Source organism: Simplicispira hankyongi, assembly GCF_003570885.1.
Classification (GTDB): Bacteria; Pseudomonadota; Gammaproteobacteria; order Burkholderiales; family Burkholderiaceae_C; genus Simplicispira; species Simplicispira hankyongi.
Genome location: NZ_QXJC01000003.1, coordinates 804,501 through 820,770 on the forward strand (window position 1 = coordinate 804,501; position 16,270 = coordinate 820,770).

At 68.6% G+C, this 16,270-nt stretch carries 12 protein-coding genes; 4 read left to right on the forward strand and 8 right to left on the reverse strand.

Annotated elements, in window-relative coordinates; translation table 11 throughout:
- From D3F03_RS10405 to D3F03_RS10415, 3 genes are read left to right on the forward strand one after another with little or no spacing between them, the layout of a single operon-like run.
- Positions 1-864, forward strand: a complete 864-nt coding sequence (locus D3F03_RS10405; protein WP_119109280.1) for a CbbQ/NirQ/NorQ/GpvN family protein — start codon at positions 1-3, stop codon at positions 862-864.
- 10 nt (positions 865-874) lie between these two features.
- On the forward strand, positions 875-1,960 hold the full coding sequence (locus D3F03_RS10410) for a 4Fe-4S binding protein (RefSeq protein ID WP_119109281.1): 1,086 nt from the start codon (positions 875-877) through the stop codon (positions 1,958-1,960).
- Positions 1,960-3,807: a nitric oxide reductase activation protein NorD gene (locus D3F03_RS10415; RefSeq protein ID WP_119109282.1), complete on the forward strand. Its 1,848-nt coding sequence runs from the start codon at positions 1,960-1,962 to the stop codon at positions 3,805-3,807. The genes D3F03_RS10410 and D3F03_RS10415 overlap by 1 nt, the downstream gene beginning before the upstream one ends.
- Before the next feature lie 221 nt (positions 3,808-4,028).
- Here D3F03_RS10415 and D3F03_RS10420 read toward each other — a convergent pair whose 3' ends face one another.
- Entirely contained in the window at positions 4,029-5,129 is a 1,101-nt protein-coding gene (locus D3F03_RS10420) for an MraY family glycosyltransferase (protein ID WP_119109283.1), read from the reverse strand.
- Positions 5,126-5,932 (reverse strand): glycosyltransferase family 2 protein, encoded by an 807-nt coding sequence (locus D3F03_RS10425; RefSeq protein WP_245960569.1) that lies wholly within the window; start codon positions 5,930-5,932, stop codon positions 5,126-5,128. Before D3F03_RS10425 ends, D3F03_RS10420 begins: the two co-directional genes overlap by 4 nt.
- A 66-nt stretch (positions 5,933-5,998) precedes the next feature.
- Here D3F03_RS10425 and D3F03_RS10430 point away from each other — a divergent pair, with 66 nt between their 5' ends.
- On the forward strand, positions 5,999-9,793 hold the full coding sequence (locus D3F03_RS10430) for a methyltransferase domain-containing protein (RefSeq protein ID WP_119109284.1): 3,795 nt from the start codon (positions 5,999-6,001) through the stop codon (positions 9,791-9,793).
- A 119-nt stretch (positions 9,794-9,912) separates the two neighbouring features.
- On the opposite strand, the gene D3F03_RS10435 is transcribed toward D3F03_RS10430, so the two are convergent.
- The 6 genes from D3F03_RS10435 to D3F03_RS10460 form a co-directional block, all read right to left on the reverse strand.
- Positions 9,913-10,767, reverse strand: coding sequence for a class I SAM-dependent methyltransferase (locus D3F03_RS10435; protein ID WP_119109285.1), 855 nt, complete (start codon positions 10,765-10,767; stop codon positions 9,913-9,915).
- A gap of 48 nt (positions 10,768-10,815) precedes the next feature.
- Entirely contained in the window at positions 10,816-11,757 is a 942-nt protein-coding gene (locus D3F03_RS10440; protein ID WP_119109286.1) for a hypothetical protein, read from the reverse strand.
- 233 nt (positions 11,758-11,990) lie between these two features.
- Positions 11,991-12,899 carry an SAM-dependent methyltransferase gene (locus D3F03_RS10445; protein WP_119109504.1) on the reverse strand — a complete coding sequence of 303 codons (909 nt, stop codon included), beginning with the start codon at positions 12,897-12,899 and terminating at the stop codon, positions 11,991-11,993.
- A gap of 87 nt (positions 12,900-12,986) precedes the next feature.
- Positions 12,987-14,396: an ABC transporter ATP-binding protein gene (locus D3F03_RS10450; RefSeq protein ID WP_119109287.1), complete on the reverse strand. Its 1,410-nt coding sequence runs from the start codon at positions 14,394-14,396 to the stop codon at positions 12,987-12,989.
- Positions 14,393-15,193 (reverse strand): ABC transporter permease, encoded by an 801-nt coding sequence (locus D3F03_RS10455; RefSeq protein WP_119109505.1) that lies wholly within the window; start codon positions 15,191-15,193, stop codon positions 14,393-14,395. The genes D3F03_RS10450 and D3F03_RS10455 overlap by 4 nt, the downstream gene beginning before the upstream one ends.
- A 160-nt stretch (positions 15,194-15,353) precedes the next feature.
- On the reverse strand, positions 15,354-16,253 hold the full coding sequence (locus D3F03_RS10460; protein ID WP_199665440.1) for a peptidylprolyl isomerase: 900 nt from the start codon (positions 16,251-16,253) through the stop codon (positions 15,354-15,356).
- Positions 16,254-16,270 lie beyond the last annotated feature (17 nt).

The following is a 16,270-nucleotide window of genomic DNA, read 5'->3' on the forward strand; positions in this document are numbered from 1 at the left end:
ATGGCCTACGCCGAGCACACAGGCCCATCGGCGGGCGCCCCTGCGGGGGCGCCGGGCACGGTAGCCATCCCCTCTGGCCCCTGCGTCCCCTACTACGCCGCCCAGGCAGGCGAATGCGCGCTCTTCGAGCACTGCTTCACCCAGCAACTGCCACTGCTCATCAAGGGCCCGACGGGCTGCGGCAAGACGCGCTTCGTCGAGCACATGGCGGCGCGCCTGGCGCGCCCTTTGATTACCGTCTCGTGCCACGACGACCTGAGCGCCGCCGACCTGGTCGGCCGCCACCTGATCGGCCACGGCAACACCGTCTGGGCCGACGGGCCGCTAACCCGCGCGGTGCGGGAAGGCGCCATCCTGTACCTCGACGAAGTGGTCGAAGCGCGCAAGGACACCACCGTGGTGCTGCACCCGCTGGCCGACGACCGGCGCGTGCTGCCGATCGAGCGCACCGGCGAGCTGATTGCCGCGCCGCGCGAGTTCATGCTCGTCATCTCGTACAACCCCGGCTACCAGAACCTGCTCAAGGGGCTCAAACCCAGCACCCGCCAGCGCTTCACAGCGCTCACGCTGGACTACCCCGAACCGGCGGTCGAGCGCGCCATCCTGGAGCGCGAAGGCCGCGCCACGCCCGAGATTGCCGCGCGCCTGGTGCAGCTCGCGCAGGCATTGCGGCGCCTGACCGACCACGACCTGGAAGAAACCGCCAGCACCCGCTTGCTGGTGATGGCGGCGCGCCTGGTCGCCTCGGGCCTGCCCCTGCGCGAGGCCTGCCGCGCCGCCGTGGTCGATGCCCTGAGCGACGACCACGACACGCTGCGCGCCCTCGACGAAGTGGTGCGCGCCGTGGTGGGCGACGGCGATTGACGGGCCATTCATGGGCGATTGTTCGAGCTGCGCCAGCGCTACCCACCATGGGGCTGGCACGGGCAATAGTGCAGCGCAGCCCCTGGCACGCACGCAGCAGTTGCAGCGCCGGCGCCGGTGGCTGCAGCTGTCGTTCTTTGCTGTCTTCCTGCTGGCGCCAGCGCTCAATTTGCTGCGCTTTGATCTAACCGAAACCCAACTGTGGGTGCTCGGGTTTCGCTGGTCGCTGGGCATAGACGCCTTTTTGCACGGCCAGGCCACGGCGGCGCAGACCGCCTGGTCCATCATCTGGCGCGGCATCCTGCCCGTGCTGGCCCTCATCGTGGGCTTCCTGTCGGTGGCCTACCACTACGGGCGCGTGTACTGCGGCTGGCTGTGCCCGCATTTTTCGCTGGTCGAAACCCTCAACGACCTGCTCCACCGCGCCACCGGCAAGCTGAGCGTATGGGACAAATCCCCCACGCCGCGCCCCGGCCGCCGCGCCGACAAGCGCTGGTGGCCCGTGTTCCTGGCCGCTTGCCTGGTGTTTGGCTTCTTCTGGGCGATCACCCTGCTGACTTACCTGCTGCCGCCCGCCCTGGTCTGGGGCAACCTGGTGCACGGCACGCTCTCTGCCAACCAGTTCCACTTTCTGGCCGTGGGCACGCTCGTCTTCACACTCGAATTCACGCTGGCGCGGCATCTGTTCTGCCGCTACGGCTGCGCCGTCGGCCTGTTCCAGAGCCTGGCCTGGATGGCCAACCCCAAGGCCATGGTGGTGTCGTTCACCCGCACGCGCGCCCGCGAATGCAAAACCTGTGAGGTGATGCCGGCAAGCCGCGTGCCGCTCGCACCCGCCACACCAGCGCTGGCCCGCACCGGTCCCATTGGGCGGCCCGCAATGCCCAGCGGCAGCGCTTGCGACCACGCCTGCCCCATGCGCCTGAACCCGCGCAACATCAAACGCATGATGTTTGCCTGCGTGCAGTGCGGCCAATGCCTCAGCGCCTGCGACGCCACGCAAACCCACCAGGGCCGCACCCCAACGCTGCAATGGAAGATCGGTGACGAGGCGGTGCGGGAAACCATGCGCCACAAGCGCGAGGGAGTTCACTGATGGAAGAATGGATTGGCCAATGGTGGCACCGCGCCATCACCCGCATGGCGGCGACGCCGCCCAACCCCGAGCGTGTGCTGCTCAGCGACGTGCAGCGCAGCATCGCGCTGCTCTACCGCGCCGGCGGGGGCGACGCTGCGGTGCGCGTGGCGCCCGCCGCTGCGTCGCGCCACCACGGCCCGCGCCGCTTTCTTGAGCGCGTGGCCGGCAGCAACCAGCGCTGCGCGCAAAGCCGCCTGGACCCCGAGGTGCTGGCCTTGCCGCCCGAAATCGGCGTGTTTGACCAGCGCGCCCTCAACCACGACCTGTACCTGTGGCTGGCGGCGCTGGCCGCCGTGTTTGAACCCACCGGCGACTGGATTGCCGACAACCGCGCCGCCACCAGCCGCGCCCTGCAGCGCTTTGCCGGGCTGCGCAGCCGACACGCCGCGCTGGTGCAGGCGCACCTGGCGCAGCGCCCGCCGCTGGCCAGCCTGCGCGCGGCCAGCATGCCCTTCGAGGCCGCTGTGCAGGCGGCGCTGCGCGGGCAAGACCACGGCCCGCTGTTCGTGCAGCCCGGCCACGTGGCGCCCGTATGGCTCTGGCTGGCCGCCGATGTGCCAGCGCAGGACAGTGCGGCGCCCGCGCCGGCAAGCGCTGCAGGCGCCGGCCCAGACCCCGACGCCGAGCACGACCCCAGCGCCCCCGACGAAGCCAGCGAGCGCCGCCGCCGCGCCAAGCGCGCGGACAGCGAAAGCGAACGCCCGCCCATGCTCGTCGGACCGAAGATGGAATCCGTCACCACCTGGAGCGAATTCGTGCGCCTGGCGCGCGGCAACGACGACGAGCCCGATCCCAACGCCAACGCCGCCGCCGACGACATGGACACGCTGACCCTGGCGCGCGGCAAGCAGACCACGGCGTCGCGCGTCAAGTTCGACCTCGACCTGCCCAGCGCCAGCGAGGACGACCAGCCCCTCGGCCCCGGCCGCAAGACCCCCGAATGGGACTGGCGCCGCCGCGCGCTGCTGCCCGACCACTGCGCCGTGCAGTGCCTGGTCACCCTGCCGCCAGCGCCTTTCGTGCCGGCACCGGCCTTGCGCGCCACCGCCCACCGGGTGCGCCGGCGCCTCGAAGTGCTGCGCGCCGCGCCGCGCTGCATCAAGGCCCAGCAAAGCGGCGACGAACTCGACCTCGACGCCTGGGTGCGCTTCCAGACCGAAGCGCGCGGCGGCGTGCAGCACAGCGATGCGCCCCCCATCTACAGCCGGCGCGAGCACGGCGAGCGCAGCCTCGCCACGCTGCTGCTGGCCGACCTGTCGCTCTCCACCGACGCCTACGCCACCTCGGACGCCCGCGTGATCGACGTGATCCGCGACGCGCTGTACGTGTTTGGCGAGGCGCTGTCCGGCACTGGCGACGCCTTCGAGATGCTGGGCTTCAGCTCGGTGCGCCGCCAGCATGTGCGCATCCAGCACATCAAGGGCTTTGGCGAGCGCTGGGGCGAGGCGGTGCGCGCCCGCGTCGGTGCCTTGAAACCCGGCTTCTACACCCGCATGGGCGCCGCCGTGCGCGACGCCACCCGGCGCCTCGCTGCCCGGCCCGAGCGCCAGCGCCTGCTGCTGGTGCTGACCGACGGCAAACCCAACGACCTCGACATCTACGAAGGCCGCTACGGCCTGGAAGACACGCGCCATGCCATCCAGGAAGCGCGCGAAGCCGGCCTCACCCCCTTCTGCGTCACCATCGACCACGAAGCGCACGCCTACCTGCCCCTGCTGTTTGGCAGCAACGGCTACGCCTTGGTGCGCCAGCCGCAGGAACTCACCCGCCGGCTCACGCAGGCCTGGGTGGCGCTGGCGCGCTGAAGACTATTAAAACAATAGCTTGCAGCGCATACCAGATATGCGCTAGAGGCCTAAAACACCTAAAAATTTACTTGCTTCGGGCGCGCTGTCGCAAAAGGCGGGGCCAGGCTGCAGTCGGCCGCGAACGCTGTGCCCTGTTTTCCGACCCCCCTGCCTGCGCCGCGCGCGCTGCTGACACCGTGGCCGAGCGCAGCGGTGGCCCAAGGGGCTGCTCGGCTCCCTCAGCGCCGCAGCCAGCCAGGCACCTTGAAACGCACGATGGCCAGATAGGCCGCGACGTAGCTGACGACAAACAGGCCGCAGCACACCATCAGCACCGGCGTGTTGTTCCAGAACATCACGGCCGGCGCCACCGTCAGCATGGTGAAGCCCCACAGCCACGGCGAAGTGCGGTTGTTGCGCATCAAGAGGCGGCGCGATTCGTCGTCGTGGAACACGCTGCGCACGATACGCCGGTAGATCAGTTGGTGGAAATGCAGCGCATCCGCCACGCCCGGTGAAGTGCCGCGCGCCGCCTTGCGGTAGATGGAAAACACCGTCTCCCACACCGGGTAGATCAGCAGCAGCATCGGAAACCAGGGCGAGACATCGCTGTTGCGCTGCACCAGCGACAGGCTGGCCAGCGCAATCACCACGCCCCAGATATAGGCCCCGCCATCGCCCGCAAAAAGCAGGCCGCGCGGGTAGTTCCAGACCAGAAAGCCGGCCGTCGCCGCCGCCGTGGACACCAGCAGCGCGGCCATGGCCCGGTCGCCCACCTGCATGGCGACATGGGCCAGCGCCAGGCAGACGATCAGCGCGACCATGCCGGCCAGGCCGTTGTAGCCATCGATCAGGTTGAAGGCGTGCGGCAGGCCGGCGATGGCCAGCACGGCGATGGCCATGCCCAGCCAGGGGGCGGCGAGCAGCGCCCTATCCACGTAGCCGATGCCCAGGCGGTGCACCGAGATACCCAGCAGCGCCACCGCCAGAATGCCCGACAGCGCCGTCAGCGCCAGGCGGTAGCGAACCGACAGGCGCTGGGTGACGTCTTCGGCAATGCCCCCAAGCGCAGCCGGCAACAGTGCCACGCCCCAGCCCGCCACCCAAGGCCCCAGGCGCAACGCGCCCGGGTCCCCATGCGCCGCTTGCACCGCGCCAAACGCCCAACTCCCCAAAACCCCCGCGAGCACTGCCACGCCGCCCAGGCGCGACACTTCCCCAGCGTGAAACCGCTGGGGCATGCTTTGCCCGTAGCGCCGGGCGTGGCCCGAGAGCCATCGCAGCACCAGCGCTCCGCCAACAGCCGATAACAGAAAAGCCAGCACAGACAACAAGATCATGGGGAGCCGATGCTACCTGTAGGCCCTGTGTCCGTTTGCAACAACTGGCGCGCCTGCCGGTACACCGGCGAGCGCCACAGGCGCAGCAGGCTGCGCACATGCCAGCGCAGATGCCGCCACTGGCGGCGGCTTGCGCGCGCGCCCGTGTGCAGCACCTTTGCATCGGCCCGCACCAGCGCCAGGCCGAGCAGCCGCAGCCGCAGGCACAGGTCCACGTCCTCGCAGTACATGAAATAGCGCTCATCGAAGCCGCCCAGTTGCTCCCAGGCCGCCCGCGGCAGCAGCAGGCAGGCCGCATTGACCCAATCGCGCCGGCGCTCCGTCCGCCCCAGCAGGCGGCGGCGCAGCAGCGCGCCCGGCGTCGGCAGCGCCCGCTCGCTGTCCTGAAGCTGCCCCTGTGCATCCACCTGCACGGGGTAGGCACAGCCGACACCAGCACCCGCGCCGGCACGCACCAGGGCGGCAAACGGATCGCTCCCCAACAACTGCACATCGGGGTTGAGCACGCACAACCACGGCTCGGTGGCGCCTTTCAGGGCCAGGTTGTGGTTGGCACCAAAGCCGCGCGGCCTGCTATTGCGCAGCAGCTCCAACGCAAAGGGCCAGCCCTGGGGCGGCGCCACAGGCTCGGCTTCGGGAATATTGAGCGTCAGCACCACACGGCGCACGCGCTCGGCACTGTAGTGCGCCAGTTGCTGCAGCAGCCCCTGCACACAGGCACCATGGCCATGGCTGACGATAGAGACCACCACCGCCTGCGCATCTGTGGCTGGAAAGGGCGTGTGGGCAATCGAGGGCGGCATGAAGCCGGTATTGTCACCGGTCGCTGCGGGCCATTTGCCCAACTGCGGCCAGCGATAATCCAGCGGATGACGCAATCCATCGACGACCTGCACGTCTATCTGCGCACCATTCAAGAAGGCGAACGCACCTCGCTTTCGGTGCTGGCCAGCCTTGTTCCCGAAGGGGCCCGCGTGCTCGATCTCGGCTGCGGCAGTGGCGCACTGGGCGGGTATTTGGCGCAAACACGCAAGGCCCAGTGCGACGGCCTGACCTGGAGCGAGGCCGAGGCGCAGCACGCACGCCCCCACTACGGCCGGGTGGTCGTCGACGACCTGGAGCGCTGCGACCTCACCGCCACCTTTGCCGGCGAGCGCTACGACGCCATCGTCTGCGCCGATGTGCTGGAACACCTCAGCCGCCCCGAGCGCGTACTGGCCGCCTGCCGCGATCTGCTCACACCGGGCGGCCACGTGCTGATCTCGGTGCCCAACGCCGGCTACAGCGGCCTGGTGGCCGAGCTGCTGCAAGGCGAGTTCCGCTACCGCGAAGAAGGTCTGCTCGACCGCACCCACCTGCGCTTTTTCACGCGCCGCTCGCTGCGGCGGTTTTTGCGTGGCGAACACTGGGCACTCGAATCACTGGACACCATCACGCGCGCCCTGCCCGATTCAGAGTTCAGCGTCCCCTTTGACAGCCTGCCCCCACCCGTCGCCAGCGCCCTGCTCGCCTCGCCCGATGCGCTGACCTACCAGTTCATCGCCGTGGCACGGCCGCTGGCCGTTGGCGCCATGGCGGCGGCCGATGCCGAAGCGGCCGCGGAGGAGGCAGAGGACACGCAAGACCGCGCCGCGCTCGCCGACGCCCGCTTCACCGCAGAGCTGTACCTCGGCCAAAACGGCCAGTTTGACGAGGCGCGCAAGCTCACCGCGACCGGTCGCATTGGCGCACTGGACCAGACCGTTGCCTTTGCCATTCCGGCCGGCACCGCCATCGACTGCCTGCGCCTGGACCCGGCCGACCGCCCCGGCTTTCTGCATTTGCATGGCATCGACTTGCGAAGTGCCGCTGGCGACACGCTCTGGCACTGGCAGGCCGACCCCGCAGCGCCTTCGCTGCTGGCGGGCGCGCCGCACAGCAGCATCGTCTGGCACACGCCGCTGGCGGCGCAAAGCGGGCCCAATCTGCTGCTGCTCTCGGGCGACGACCCCTGGTTCACGCTCCCCATTGCGCCCGATCTGCTCGCCCAGGCGACCGCCAGCGGCGCGGCTCTGACGCTGCGACTGGGCTGGCCCATGTCGGCCGACTACCTCGCCCTGGCGGGCGCCGTCCAGCCGCTGCATGAGATGCTGGCCCAGGAGCGCGCCGAGCATGCCCAGACCAGCCAGCAAATTGACACTCTGCGCGGCACGCTCAGCCAGGCGCAAAGCCGCAATGCGGTCCTGGAAGAAGTCGGCACGGCGGCGCAGCGGGAGCACGCGCGTTGGCAAACACAGGCCCAGCGCCTGCAGCGCGATTACGACCAACTGGCCGACCACCTGCGCACCATCGAGCAATCCACCGTCTTTCGCGCCACGCGCCCCCTCGTTCACACCAAAATGCGCATCGACCGCCTGCTGGGCCGCAACCAGACCCCTGCCCCCGCGCCTGAGCCTGTGCCGATGGCTGCCAGCCCGCACCCGGTCGATGTCATCGTGCCGGTCTACCGGGGCCTGGCCGACACCCAGCTGTGCATCGACTCTGCCCTGGCAAGCCCTTGCACCGCAGCGTGGCGGCTCATCGTCATCAACGATGCCAGCCCGGAGCCCGAAGTCACCGCCTGGCTGCGCGAACGCGCGGCCAATGAGCCGCGCATGCTGCTGCTGGAGAACGAAAACAACCTCGGCTTCGTCGGCACCGTGAACCGCGGCATGGCGCTGTCAAACGACAACGACGTGCTGCTGCTCAACAGCGACACCGAAGTCGCCAACGACTGGCTCGACCGCCTGCGCCGCGCCGCCTACAGCGACGCCAAAGTGGCCAGCGTCACGCCGTTCTCGAACAACGCCACCATCTGCAGCTACCCGCGCTTTTGCAAGGAGAACCCGCTGCCTGCGGGCATGACGACGCAAGCCCTGGACGCCCTGTGTGCCCAAACCAACGCCGGCGCCGTGGTCGATGTGCCCACCGGCATTGGCTTTTGCATGTACATCCGGCGCGACTGCCTGGCGCAGGTCGGCCTGTTCGATACCGAGAATTTCGGCAAAGGCTACGGCGAAGAGAACGACTTTTGCCAGCGTGCCTTCGAAGCCGGCTGGCGCAACCTGCACGCGCTCGACACCTTCGTGCTGCACACCGGCGGCGTCAGCTTTGGCGAGAGCAAAAGCCCGCGCGAACGCGCCGCCATGGAAACCCTGCGCCGCCTGCACCCACGCTACGAGGCGGCCGTACACCAGTTCCTGGCGCGCGACCCGGCCGCGCCCTATCGGCTGGCGCTCGATGTGGCCCGCATCGCGTCTACAGGCCTGCCTGTGGTGCTCGCCGTGCTGCACGACCGCGCCGGCGGCACCGTGCGCCACGTGCGCGAACTGGCCGCGCACCTGCACGGCCAACTGCAAATGCTCACCCTCACCCCGGCGCCCGAACGCAGCGTGCTGCTGCAAATGGCCGGCAAGGACGAAGCCTTTGCCTTGCGCTTTCGGGTGGACGACCAGTGGCCCGAGCTGCTGCAGGCGCTGCGCCAGCTCGGCGTGCGGCATGTGCACTTCCACCACCTGCTCGGCCATGACCCGCAGGTCGCTCAGTTGCCTTTGCAACTGGGCGTGGCATACGACTTCACCGCGCACGACTTCTACGCCTACTGCACCCACATCTCGCTGACCGGCAACGACAACCGCTTTGCCGGCGACCCGGCCCCCGGCACCTGCGCCTGCTGCCAGCCGGGCGACCCGGCACCAGCCGGTGGCGGCAGCGTGGCAGACTGGCGCCACCGCAACCAGCATCTGCTCACCGGCGCCCGCTGGGTACTGGCACCAAGCCGCGACGCCGCCCGGCGCATCGCCGCCTTCGCCCCTGGTGCACGGGTGCTGGCGGTACCGCACACCGACGTGCAGACTGCGCAGTTGCTGCCCACTCCCGCGCCCGCGCCCCTCGCGCCCCAAGCTCCGCTCAAGGTCGTCGTCCTTGGCGCGCTCAGCGCCATCAAGGGCGCCGACGTGCTTGAAGCCGTGGCCCTGGAAGCCGCCCGCCAGGGCGCGCCGGTGGAGTTCCACCTGCTGGGCTACGCCTACCGCAACCTGCAGACCCAGCCGCGCGCGCACCTGAGCGTGCACGGCGCTTACGAAGACGACGACCTGCCCGGCCTGCTGCAGTGGCTGCAGCCCGACCTGGTGTGGTTTCCGGCCCAATGGCCCGAGACCTACAGCTACACCTTGAGCGCCAGCCTGCAACAGGGCCTGCCGGTGGTCGCACCGGATCTCGGCGCCTTCCGCGAGCGCCTCGCTGGGCGGCCATGGAGCTGGGTCGCACCGTGGGACCAGAGCGCCCGCGACTGGCTTGCCTTTTTCACCCAGATCCGCGCGCAAAACTTCCTGCCCGGTACGCCGCCGCAAGCTCCAGCAGAACCCACCGGCCTGCCCCAGCGCGCCGACTGGCATTACGACACCCAGTACCTCGCGGGCCTGGCTGGCGCCGGCCCGCTCGGCGGTGCGGCGGCTGGCAGCCCCGCCCTGTCGCTCGCGTTCCTCGACGCGCACCGCGTGCGCAGCCAGGGCGCTGCTGCCGGCGCCCGCTCCGCGGTGCTCATGGGCGTGGTGTGGCTGCGCTCGCTGCCGGTGCTGCGTGGTGTGGCGCGGCGCATTCCGCAGCATTGGCAGACCCGGGTGAAGAACTGGCTGCGGGCCTGAGAGGGGGTTTTCGTGCCCAACATTCCGGCAGTGGGGTCAGAGCACGAGTTTCGCTGCGCGAAATCGTGATCTGACCCCACTGCCTGCGCTGAGCCCGCTGCCTGCGCCGGTCACCGGTCTCAGGCCCCGAGCAGCAGGAAGATTTCGTTGGTGCGCAGTTGCGCTTCGGGGTAACGGCCCTGCAGGGCTTCGGGAATCGGGGTGTCCACCTGCCGGCGCTCCTCGCGCAGCAACTGGAAACCGGCCTGCTGCGTGATCTCCACCAGTTCGTCGGCCGTGAGCCGGTTCAGCGCAAGGTATTCGTTGAAGACGAACTTTTTGTACCCTTCGACACCAAAATCGGCGAAACCGAAATCGGTCTCTTCCGCCGCGATGGGCCCTTGGTGCGCCTCGATGCCACGCCACAGCGCGTCTTCGGTTTCCAGCAAATGGTGCCAGGGCTGCTCGTTGTAGCGGCGCAGGTGCGAGCCGTAGGGCGAGTAGTACAGCGGCTCGATCTGCAAGAAAAACTTGCCGCCCGGTCGCAAGCAGGCGTGCAGGTCGGACAGGATAGGCAGCAACTGGTCGCGCTGCACATGCTCGAAGGTGGACCAACTGAACATGCCATCGACCTGCATGCGCCCAGCCAGCGGCGCGCTGGGCACGATGGTCTCGAAGCTCAGCGCAGCCGGCACCCGGCGCAGGCCCAACTGCTCTTTGGCAATGCGCGGCAGCTTGGCGTACTCCTGGCGAATATCCACGCCATGAATCGACGTGGCGCCGTGGCGCAGCACCAATGCAAGGTCGGTAATACCGTCGCCACAGCCGAAGTTCAGCACCTTGGCCTGCGTCAGGTCCAGCGGCTCACCCAGCCACTGGCGCACCACATCGGCCGCATAGTGGAAATGGGCGCGAAACCACTCGTCGGTGATGCGGTCGGCGTCCCACGTGGGCGTGCCAAACCGGCTTTTGAGGACTTGCAGCAGAGAGTTCATCGGGACAGTTTCAAGAGACGTGGCCGCCTGCAGCGCACAGTGCGCAAGCTACGCGGGCGGCCTGGCCCGATTGTCCACTGCCCTGACCCGCAGAAACCGGGGGGCCTGCGCCCACAGGTGCCAGGCGGCCGGCCGTGCCGCGAGCAGGCGGTCGAGCTCGGCAAACACCGCATCGCTGAGTGCCTGCGCGTCCGCGTGCACGCCCATCGGCATGATGTGCAACTGCCTGCGGCCCGTCGCCACGTCCAGGCCCATGGTGAAGACCGTCACCGGCAGGCCCAGCGCCACCGCCATGTCCGGCAGCGCCGCTGGCACGCTCACCGGAAGCTGCCGCAGGCGCGCCAGCCGCACCGGGCCGACGCGGTCTTCCGGCACGTCCATCACCACCACGAGCTGCTCGTTGCGCGCCATGGCAGCGCGCACGCCTGCCATGCCTCCCGGCACGAAGACCGTGGGGCGGCCCAGCGCGTGCTGCACCGAGCGCAGCCGGGCGCGCACGTACCAGGCGAACACACTGCGTCCGGCAAAGCCGGGGCCCTCCGGCGCCGCGAGCACCATCTGCGCCCGCATGCCAGCCTGGCGCGCGTGCAGCAGCGCCCACATTCCGGCGCCCCAATGGAAGGTCCAGAGCATGCCGGCCCGGTCGGCGTCCTGCCAGTGGCCGGTGACATCGACGTAGCGCTCCAGCCACGGACGGCCCCGGCTGCGATAGAGATAGTGATCGGCGTGGTCCACCAACTGCACCAGCCGGCGCTCCCAGGCAAACAAAGGCGCGGTTTGCGGCGTGCACAGGCCATGGGCCATGGCGTGCGCGAGCGCTTGCTCGGTGTCCACGCGGTACAGGCCGGGCCAGAGCGCCAGCCAGCGGAACACCGCGAAGGCCCACTGCCAGGGCAGTACGGCGGCGAGACCAGGCAACAGCACAAACTCCAGGGCGTCACGGCATTCGCAGGCAAGACGCCGGTACGCTGCCCTGAAGCGTGCGCGCATAGCGGCTATTCCAGGCGGTGCGGGCCATGCGCGGACCTGGGAGCAGGCTCGGACACAGGCATGCCGCGCGCCGCCCCCCATGGGGCCGGGGCGGCCAGGTGAAGCCCACCCAGGAGGGGCCCACCAATATCTGGCTGGTGCGCATTCATCGCACCGATCTTAGTGGCTTCCTGGCCTCCGGCCATGACGGAAATCATCCCGTCATGGCGCAGGACGCCGGCCGCGGCAGGGCTTCAGCTCGGCTTGACCAGCACGTAGGCGTCCTGGTGGTTCCAGAACTGCACCGGCGCCACATGAACCAGACGCTCGGCGCCCACCGTTTCGGCGATGCGTGCGCGCACGAACGCCTCGGACGTGAACGTGGTGCCGTATTCGTTGGGGTCGATCGCGTTCGATTCGCTCGATGGCGCGAAGAAGAACCCCTCGTCGTCCAGCGTCACCTTGTCGAACGCGGTCGCACGCGCACCGTGCGTGGTGAACACCAGCACGCCGCCCGGCGCCACACCGTCGTACAGACACTTGAGCCAGCGCCCCCAGGTGCTGCGCGGCAGGTGGCTGAACAGCGAGAGCACGAACACCACGTCGTAGCGCTGCGGCCAGACAAGGTCTTCTGGCGTGCTGCTGGATTGGAAGCCTGCTACGCCAAACGTGCGCCGCGAAAAATCCACCGCGTCGGGCACCACATCCGACACCGTCACCCGCTTGGCGCCCAGCGCCTTGACCAAATGCCGCGTAAAACGCCCGTGGCCGCTGGCGAATTCCAGAAAGCTGCCCGTCTTGAGCAGCGGCCGGCCCACGGCCTCCAGCAGCAGCATCAGCTCAGAGAGCGTGCGCCAGCCATCGGCCAGGTAGTCGCGCAGCGGGTTCGTGCTGGTCGGGTGCCCCTCGAAGAAATGAAAGATGTCGTCGGCCGGGGCAATTTCGCAGCGCATCGCCATCATGTCGCCGAAGGCGCCGGGCAGGTCGTTCCGCTCGATCAGGTTGTGCGCTGCCAGGCGCGTACCGGGCTCGGCCCGTGCACGCTGGAGCAGCTCGATGGCGGCGCTGCGTTGGCCCCGCTCCAGCAGCGTGGCGCCGGTTTGCAGCAGTTCGGTGGCGGGTGGGAGGGCAGAACGGTCCGTGGTGTCCTGCCATGTGTCCATGGCGAAGTCTTGCATAAAAGAAAATCCATCAAAACGCTGCGCGCACGGCCCCCATGGGACGGGCGCGCGGGGGTACGTATTGCGCCCTCAATGCCACTCATGCGGCAAGCGCACCAGGCCGGGCATCAAGGTGGGCGAAACAAAGCGGAAGTGCAGAAACTGGAACCACTGGTCGTACACCACCAGCCCGCTCTCGTCGAACAGGAAGGCGCTGACCATGTAGTCACCACTGTGCAGGGGCAGTTTCGGGAACGTTAGCACCGAGCGCCAGGTTCCGTCGGGCTGGCGCTGCGGCGCGGCACCTTCCTCGTGCGTGGCCAGCGAGGTGATGCCAACGCCCTGCGATTGCTCGATCATGAAACCGATGTTGGGCCGTTCGGCACCCCAGCCGCGCGCGCTGATGGTCACCACCAGGTCGCGGCTGTCGAGCAGGCCCGGCTCACCGTCTGACAGGCTTTCTCGCAGGTCGGCCAGCCGAACGTCCAGAATGCGCGCGCTGCCGGCGTCCTGCACGGCAGTGGCCGGCGCAGCAGAGGGCGGCGGCGCGCTGGCGCTCTCGACAGGCTCGCCCGCTGCCAGCCGGGCCGCTGCGACCGCGCCCAACGCGATCTCGCCGGCGCGGGTCTCGGCCGCCAGTTGCGCGTTGGCCGCATCGTGCGCGGCGGCGCCCTGCGCTGCTGTGGCGGTATCGGCCTGCAAGCTGCCGTCCTGCGCGTTGCGCAGGCGCGTGTGGACGTCGTAGGCGCCCAGCACGGCCTCGGTCTCGCCAAACTGCCTCACGCGGCCGCTGTCGAGCCAGAGGGCCTGGTCGCACAAGTGCCGAATGTGGTACGGGCTGTGCGAGCAAAAGAGAATCGTGCAGCCGCTGTTGCGAAACGCCAGGATGCGCTCGATGCATTTCTTCTGAAAATGCTGGTCGCCCACCGCCAGCGCTTCGTCGATGATGAGCACATCGGGCTGCACCGCCGTGACCAGCGCAAACGCCAGGCGCACCGCCATGCCCGAGGAATAGGTCTTCACCGGCCGGTCCATGGCCTCGCCCAGCTCGGAGAACTCGACGATACCGGGCTCCAGCGCCGCCATTTCCTCGCGGCCGATACCGATCAGGCTGCCGCCAAAGTACAGGTTGTCGCGCCCCGAAAAGTCGGGGTGGAACCCGGCCCCCAGCTCCAGAATGGCCGTCACCCGCCCAACGCGCTCGATGCGCCCCACACTGGGCTGCAGCGTGCCGGCCAACAATTTGAGCAGCGAGCTTTTGCCTGCGCCGTTGTCGCCAATCACCCCAATGCACTGCCCGCGCGCCAGTTCGAACGACACGCCCTGCAGCGCCCAGTGGCTGCGGTGCGTGGCCCTGCCGGTCACCAGGGCCTTCAAGCGCGCGCGCGGCGTGGGGTAGAGCTTGTATTCCTTGCCCAGGTCCAGCACGCGCAGCACCGGCGCGGCGGCAGGGGCCACCACGGCAGCCACGGCGCGGCCTTCTGGTCCAGCGCCGCTCATAGCCAGTCCACCAACTGGTCGCGGCTGCGGGCGACCAAGACGTTCAGTGCCAGTGCCAGCACGGCCAGCCACACCAGGCACACCACCCACACGCTGGCGGGGGGCCAGGCGCCCAGCAGAAACACCTGCTGGTAGCCAAGCACCAGGGCGGTCATGGGGTTGAACCACAGCACCCAGCGCCAGCGCTCGGGGAACAGGGTCAGTGGAAACAGAATGGGCGTGAGGTAAATGCCGACCGACAGCAAGAAGCCCACCAACTGCACGGTGTCGCGCAGCGCCGCCGCCAGAATGGCCAGCAGGTACGACAGCAGCAGGCACAGCACCAACTGAATGGCCAGCAGCGGGAACACCGCCAGCACCGCCGGGGCAAAGCGGTGCAGCGGCGCGTAGGCCAGCGCGACCAGCAGCATCAGCGGGCCGAAAATGACGCTGCTCGCCAGCACCGCGCGGGCAGTGAACAGCACCGGCGGCAACGGGTTCTTTTGCAGCAGGCCGCCCGAATCGATCAAGCTGTTCATGCCGCGCGAAATGGCGTCGCAAAAGGCCATCCAGGGCAAGGCGCCGACCACCAGGAAGGTGCCCACCGCATGCGTGGGCGCGCCAGCGCCCAGGCGCATGGAAAACACCACGTCGAACACGAGGTAGTAGGCCGCCACGGTGAGCAGCGGCTGCAAATAGGGCCAGAGCACGCCCACGGCGGTGCCGGCGTGGCGCGCGGCGACTTCGCGCCGGGTCAGCACCCAGACAAGCGAGCGCGCGCTCCACAAGGAACGCGCTTCTTGGAGCAAGGCAGTCATGCAATCTGCGGCACGGTGGGCCGGCTTTGGGAATTCGGTCAGGCCGGCATTGTGCCCGCCCTGGCCCATGGTGGCCTTTGGCGGAGCTTGGGCCGGCAGGGGCTTGGCGGGCCCCTGCACAACAGGGCACAGCACCTGCTCAGCCGCCCCCTGCCCCAGCCTATTTCTTGGGTGCGTAGCCCTTGGCAAAGGCCTCGATGGCCTCGGTTTGCGGCTTGGCCGCGGCGGAAATTTTCTCGGCTTCGGCGACGCGGGCATCCTGCGCTGCCTTGGCACGAATCTCGGCAATCAGCGCGTCGCGAATGTCATCAAACGGCTGCACGCCGGCGGGACGCTTGCCTTGCAGTTGCAGGATATGGTAGCCAAACTGCGATTTCACGGGCTCGCTCAGGTCGCCGACATTCTTCAAGGCAAAGGCCGCTTCCTCAAATGAAGGCACCATGCGGCCATGGGCAAAGAAGCCGAGGTCGCCTCCCTTGGCGGCGCTGCCGGTGTCGGTGGAGTACTTCTGTGCAAGCGCAGCAAAATCGCCCCCGGCACGCAGCTCTTTCAAAACTTCTTCTGCTTTGGTCTTGGCGGCCTCGTCCGTGCCGCCGATCAGGATGTGGCGAATATGCACCTGCTCGGTGGATTTGAAGCGCTCGGGGTGCGCGGTGTACATCGCGTGCGCCTGCTCCAGCGCTACAGCATCACTCAGCGTGTGCTGGCTGTCGATACGCTGCAAATACGCGTCGGACAGCACCTTGTCGCGCGCCACACGCAGCTCGGCTTGTACAGCGTCGGAGTTCTCCAGATGCAGCTTGCTGGCTTCGTCGGCCATGACGCGACGCACATACAGGTTGTTGGCAATTTGCTGCACCGATTGGGGGCGGGTCAGCACCTGCACCCGCATCTGTTCGGGCATACGCTGCGAGTCGGCATGGATATCGGCAGCGGTTATCGCCTCATTCGGCCCTTGCAGCAGCACCGGCTCGGCAGCAAACGCAGCGTGCAACGGCAGGGCTGCCATACAGGCCAGCACGGCGGCTGGCAGCGAGAAGGAAAATCGATTGGTACGCATGGGTCTAGGAGTTTTCA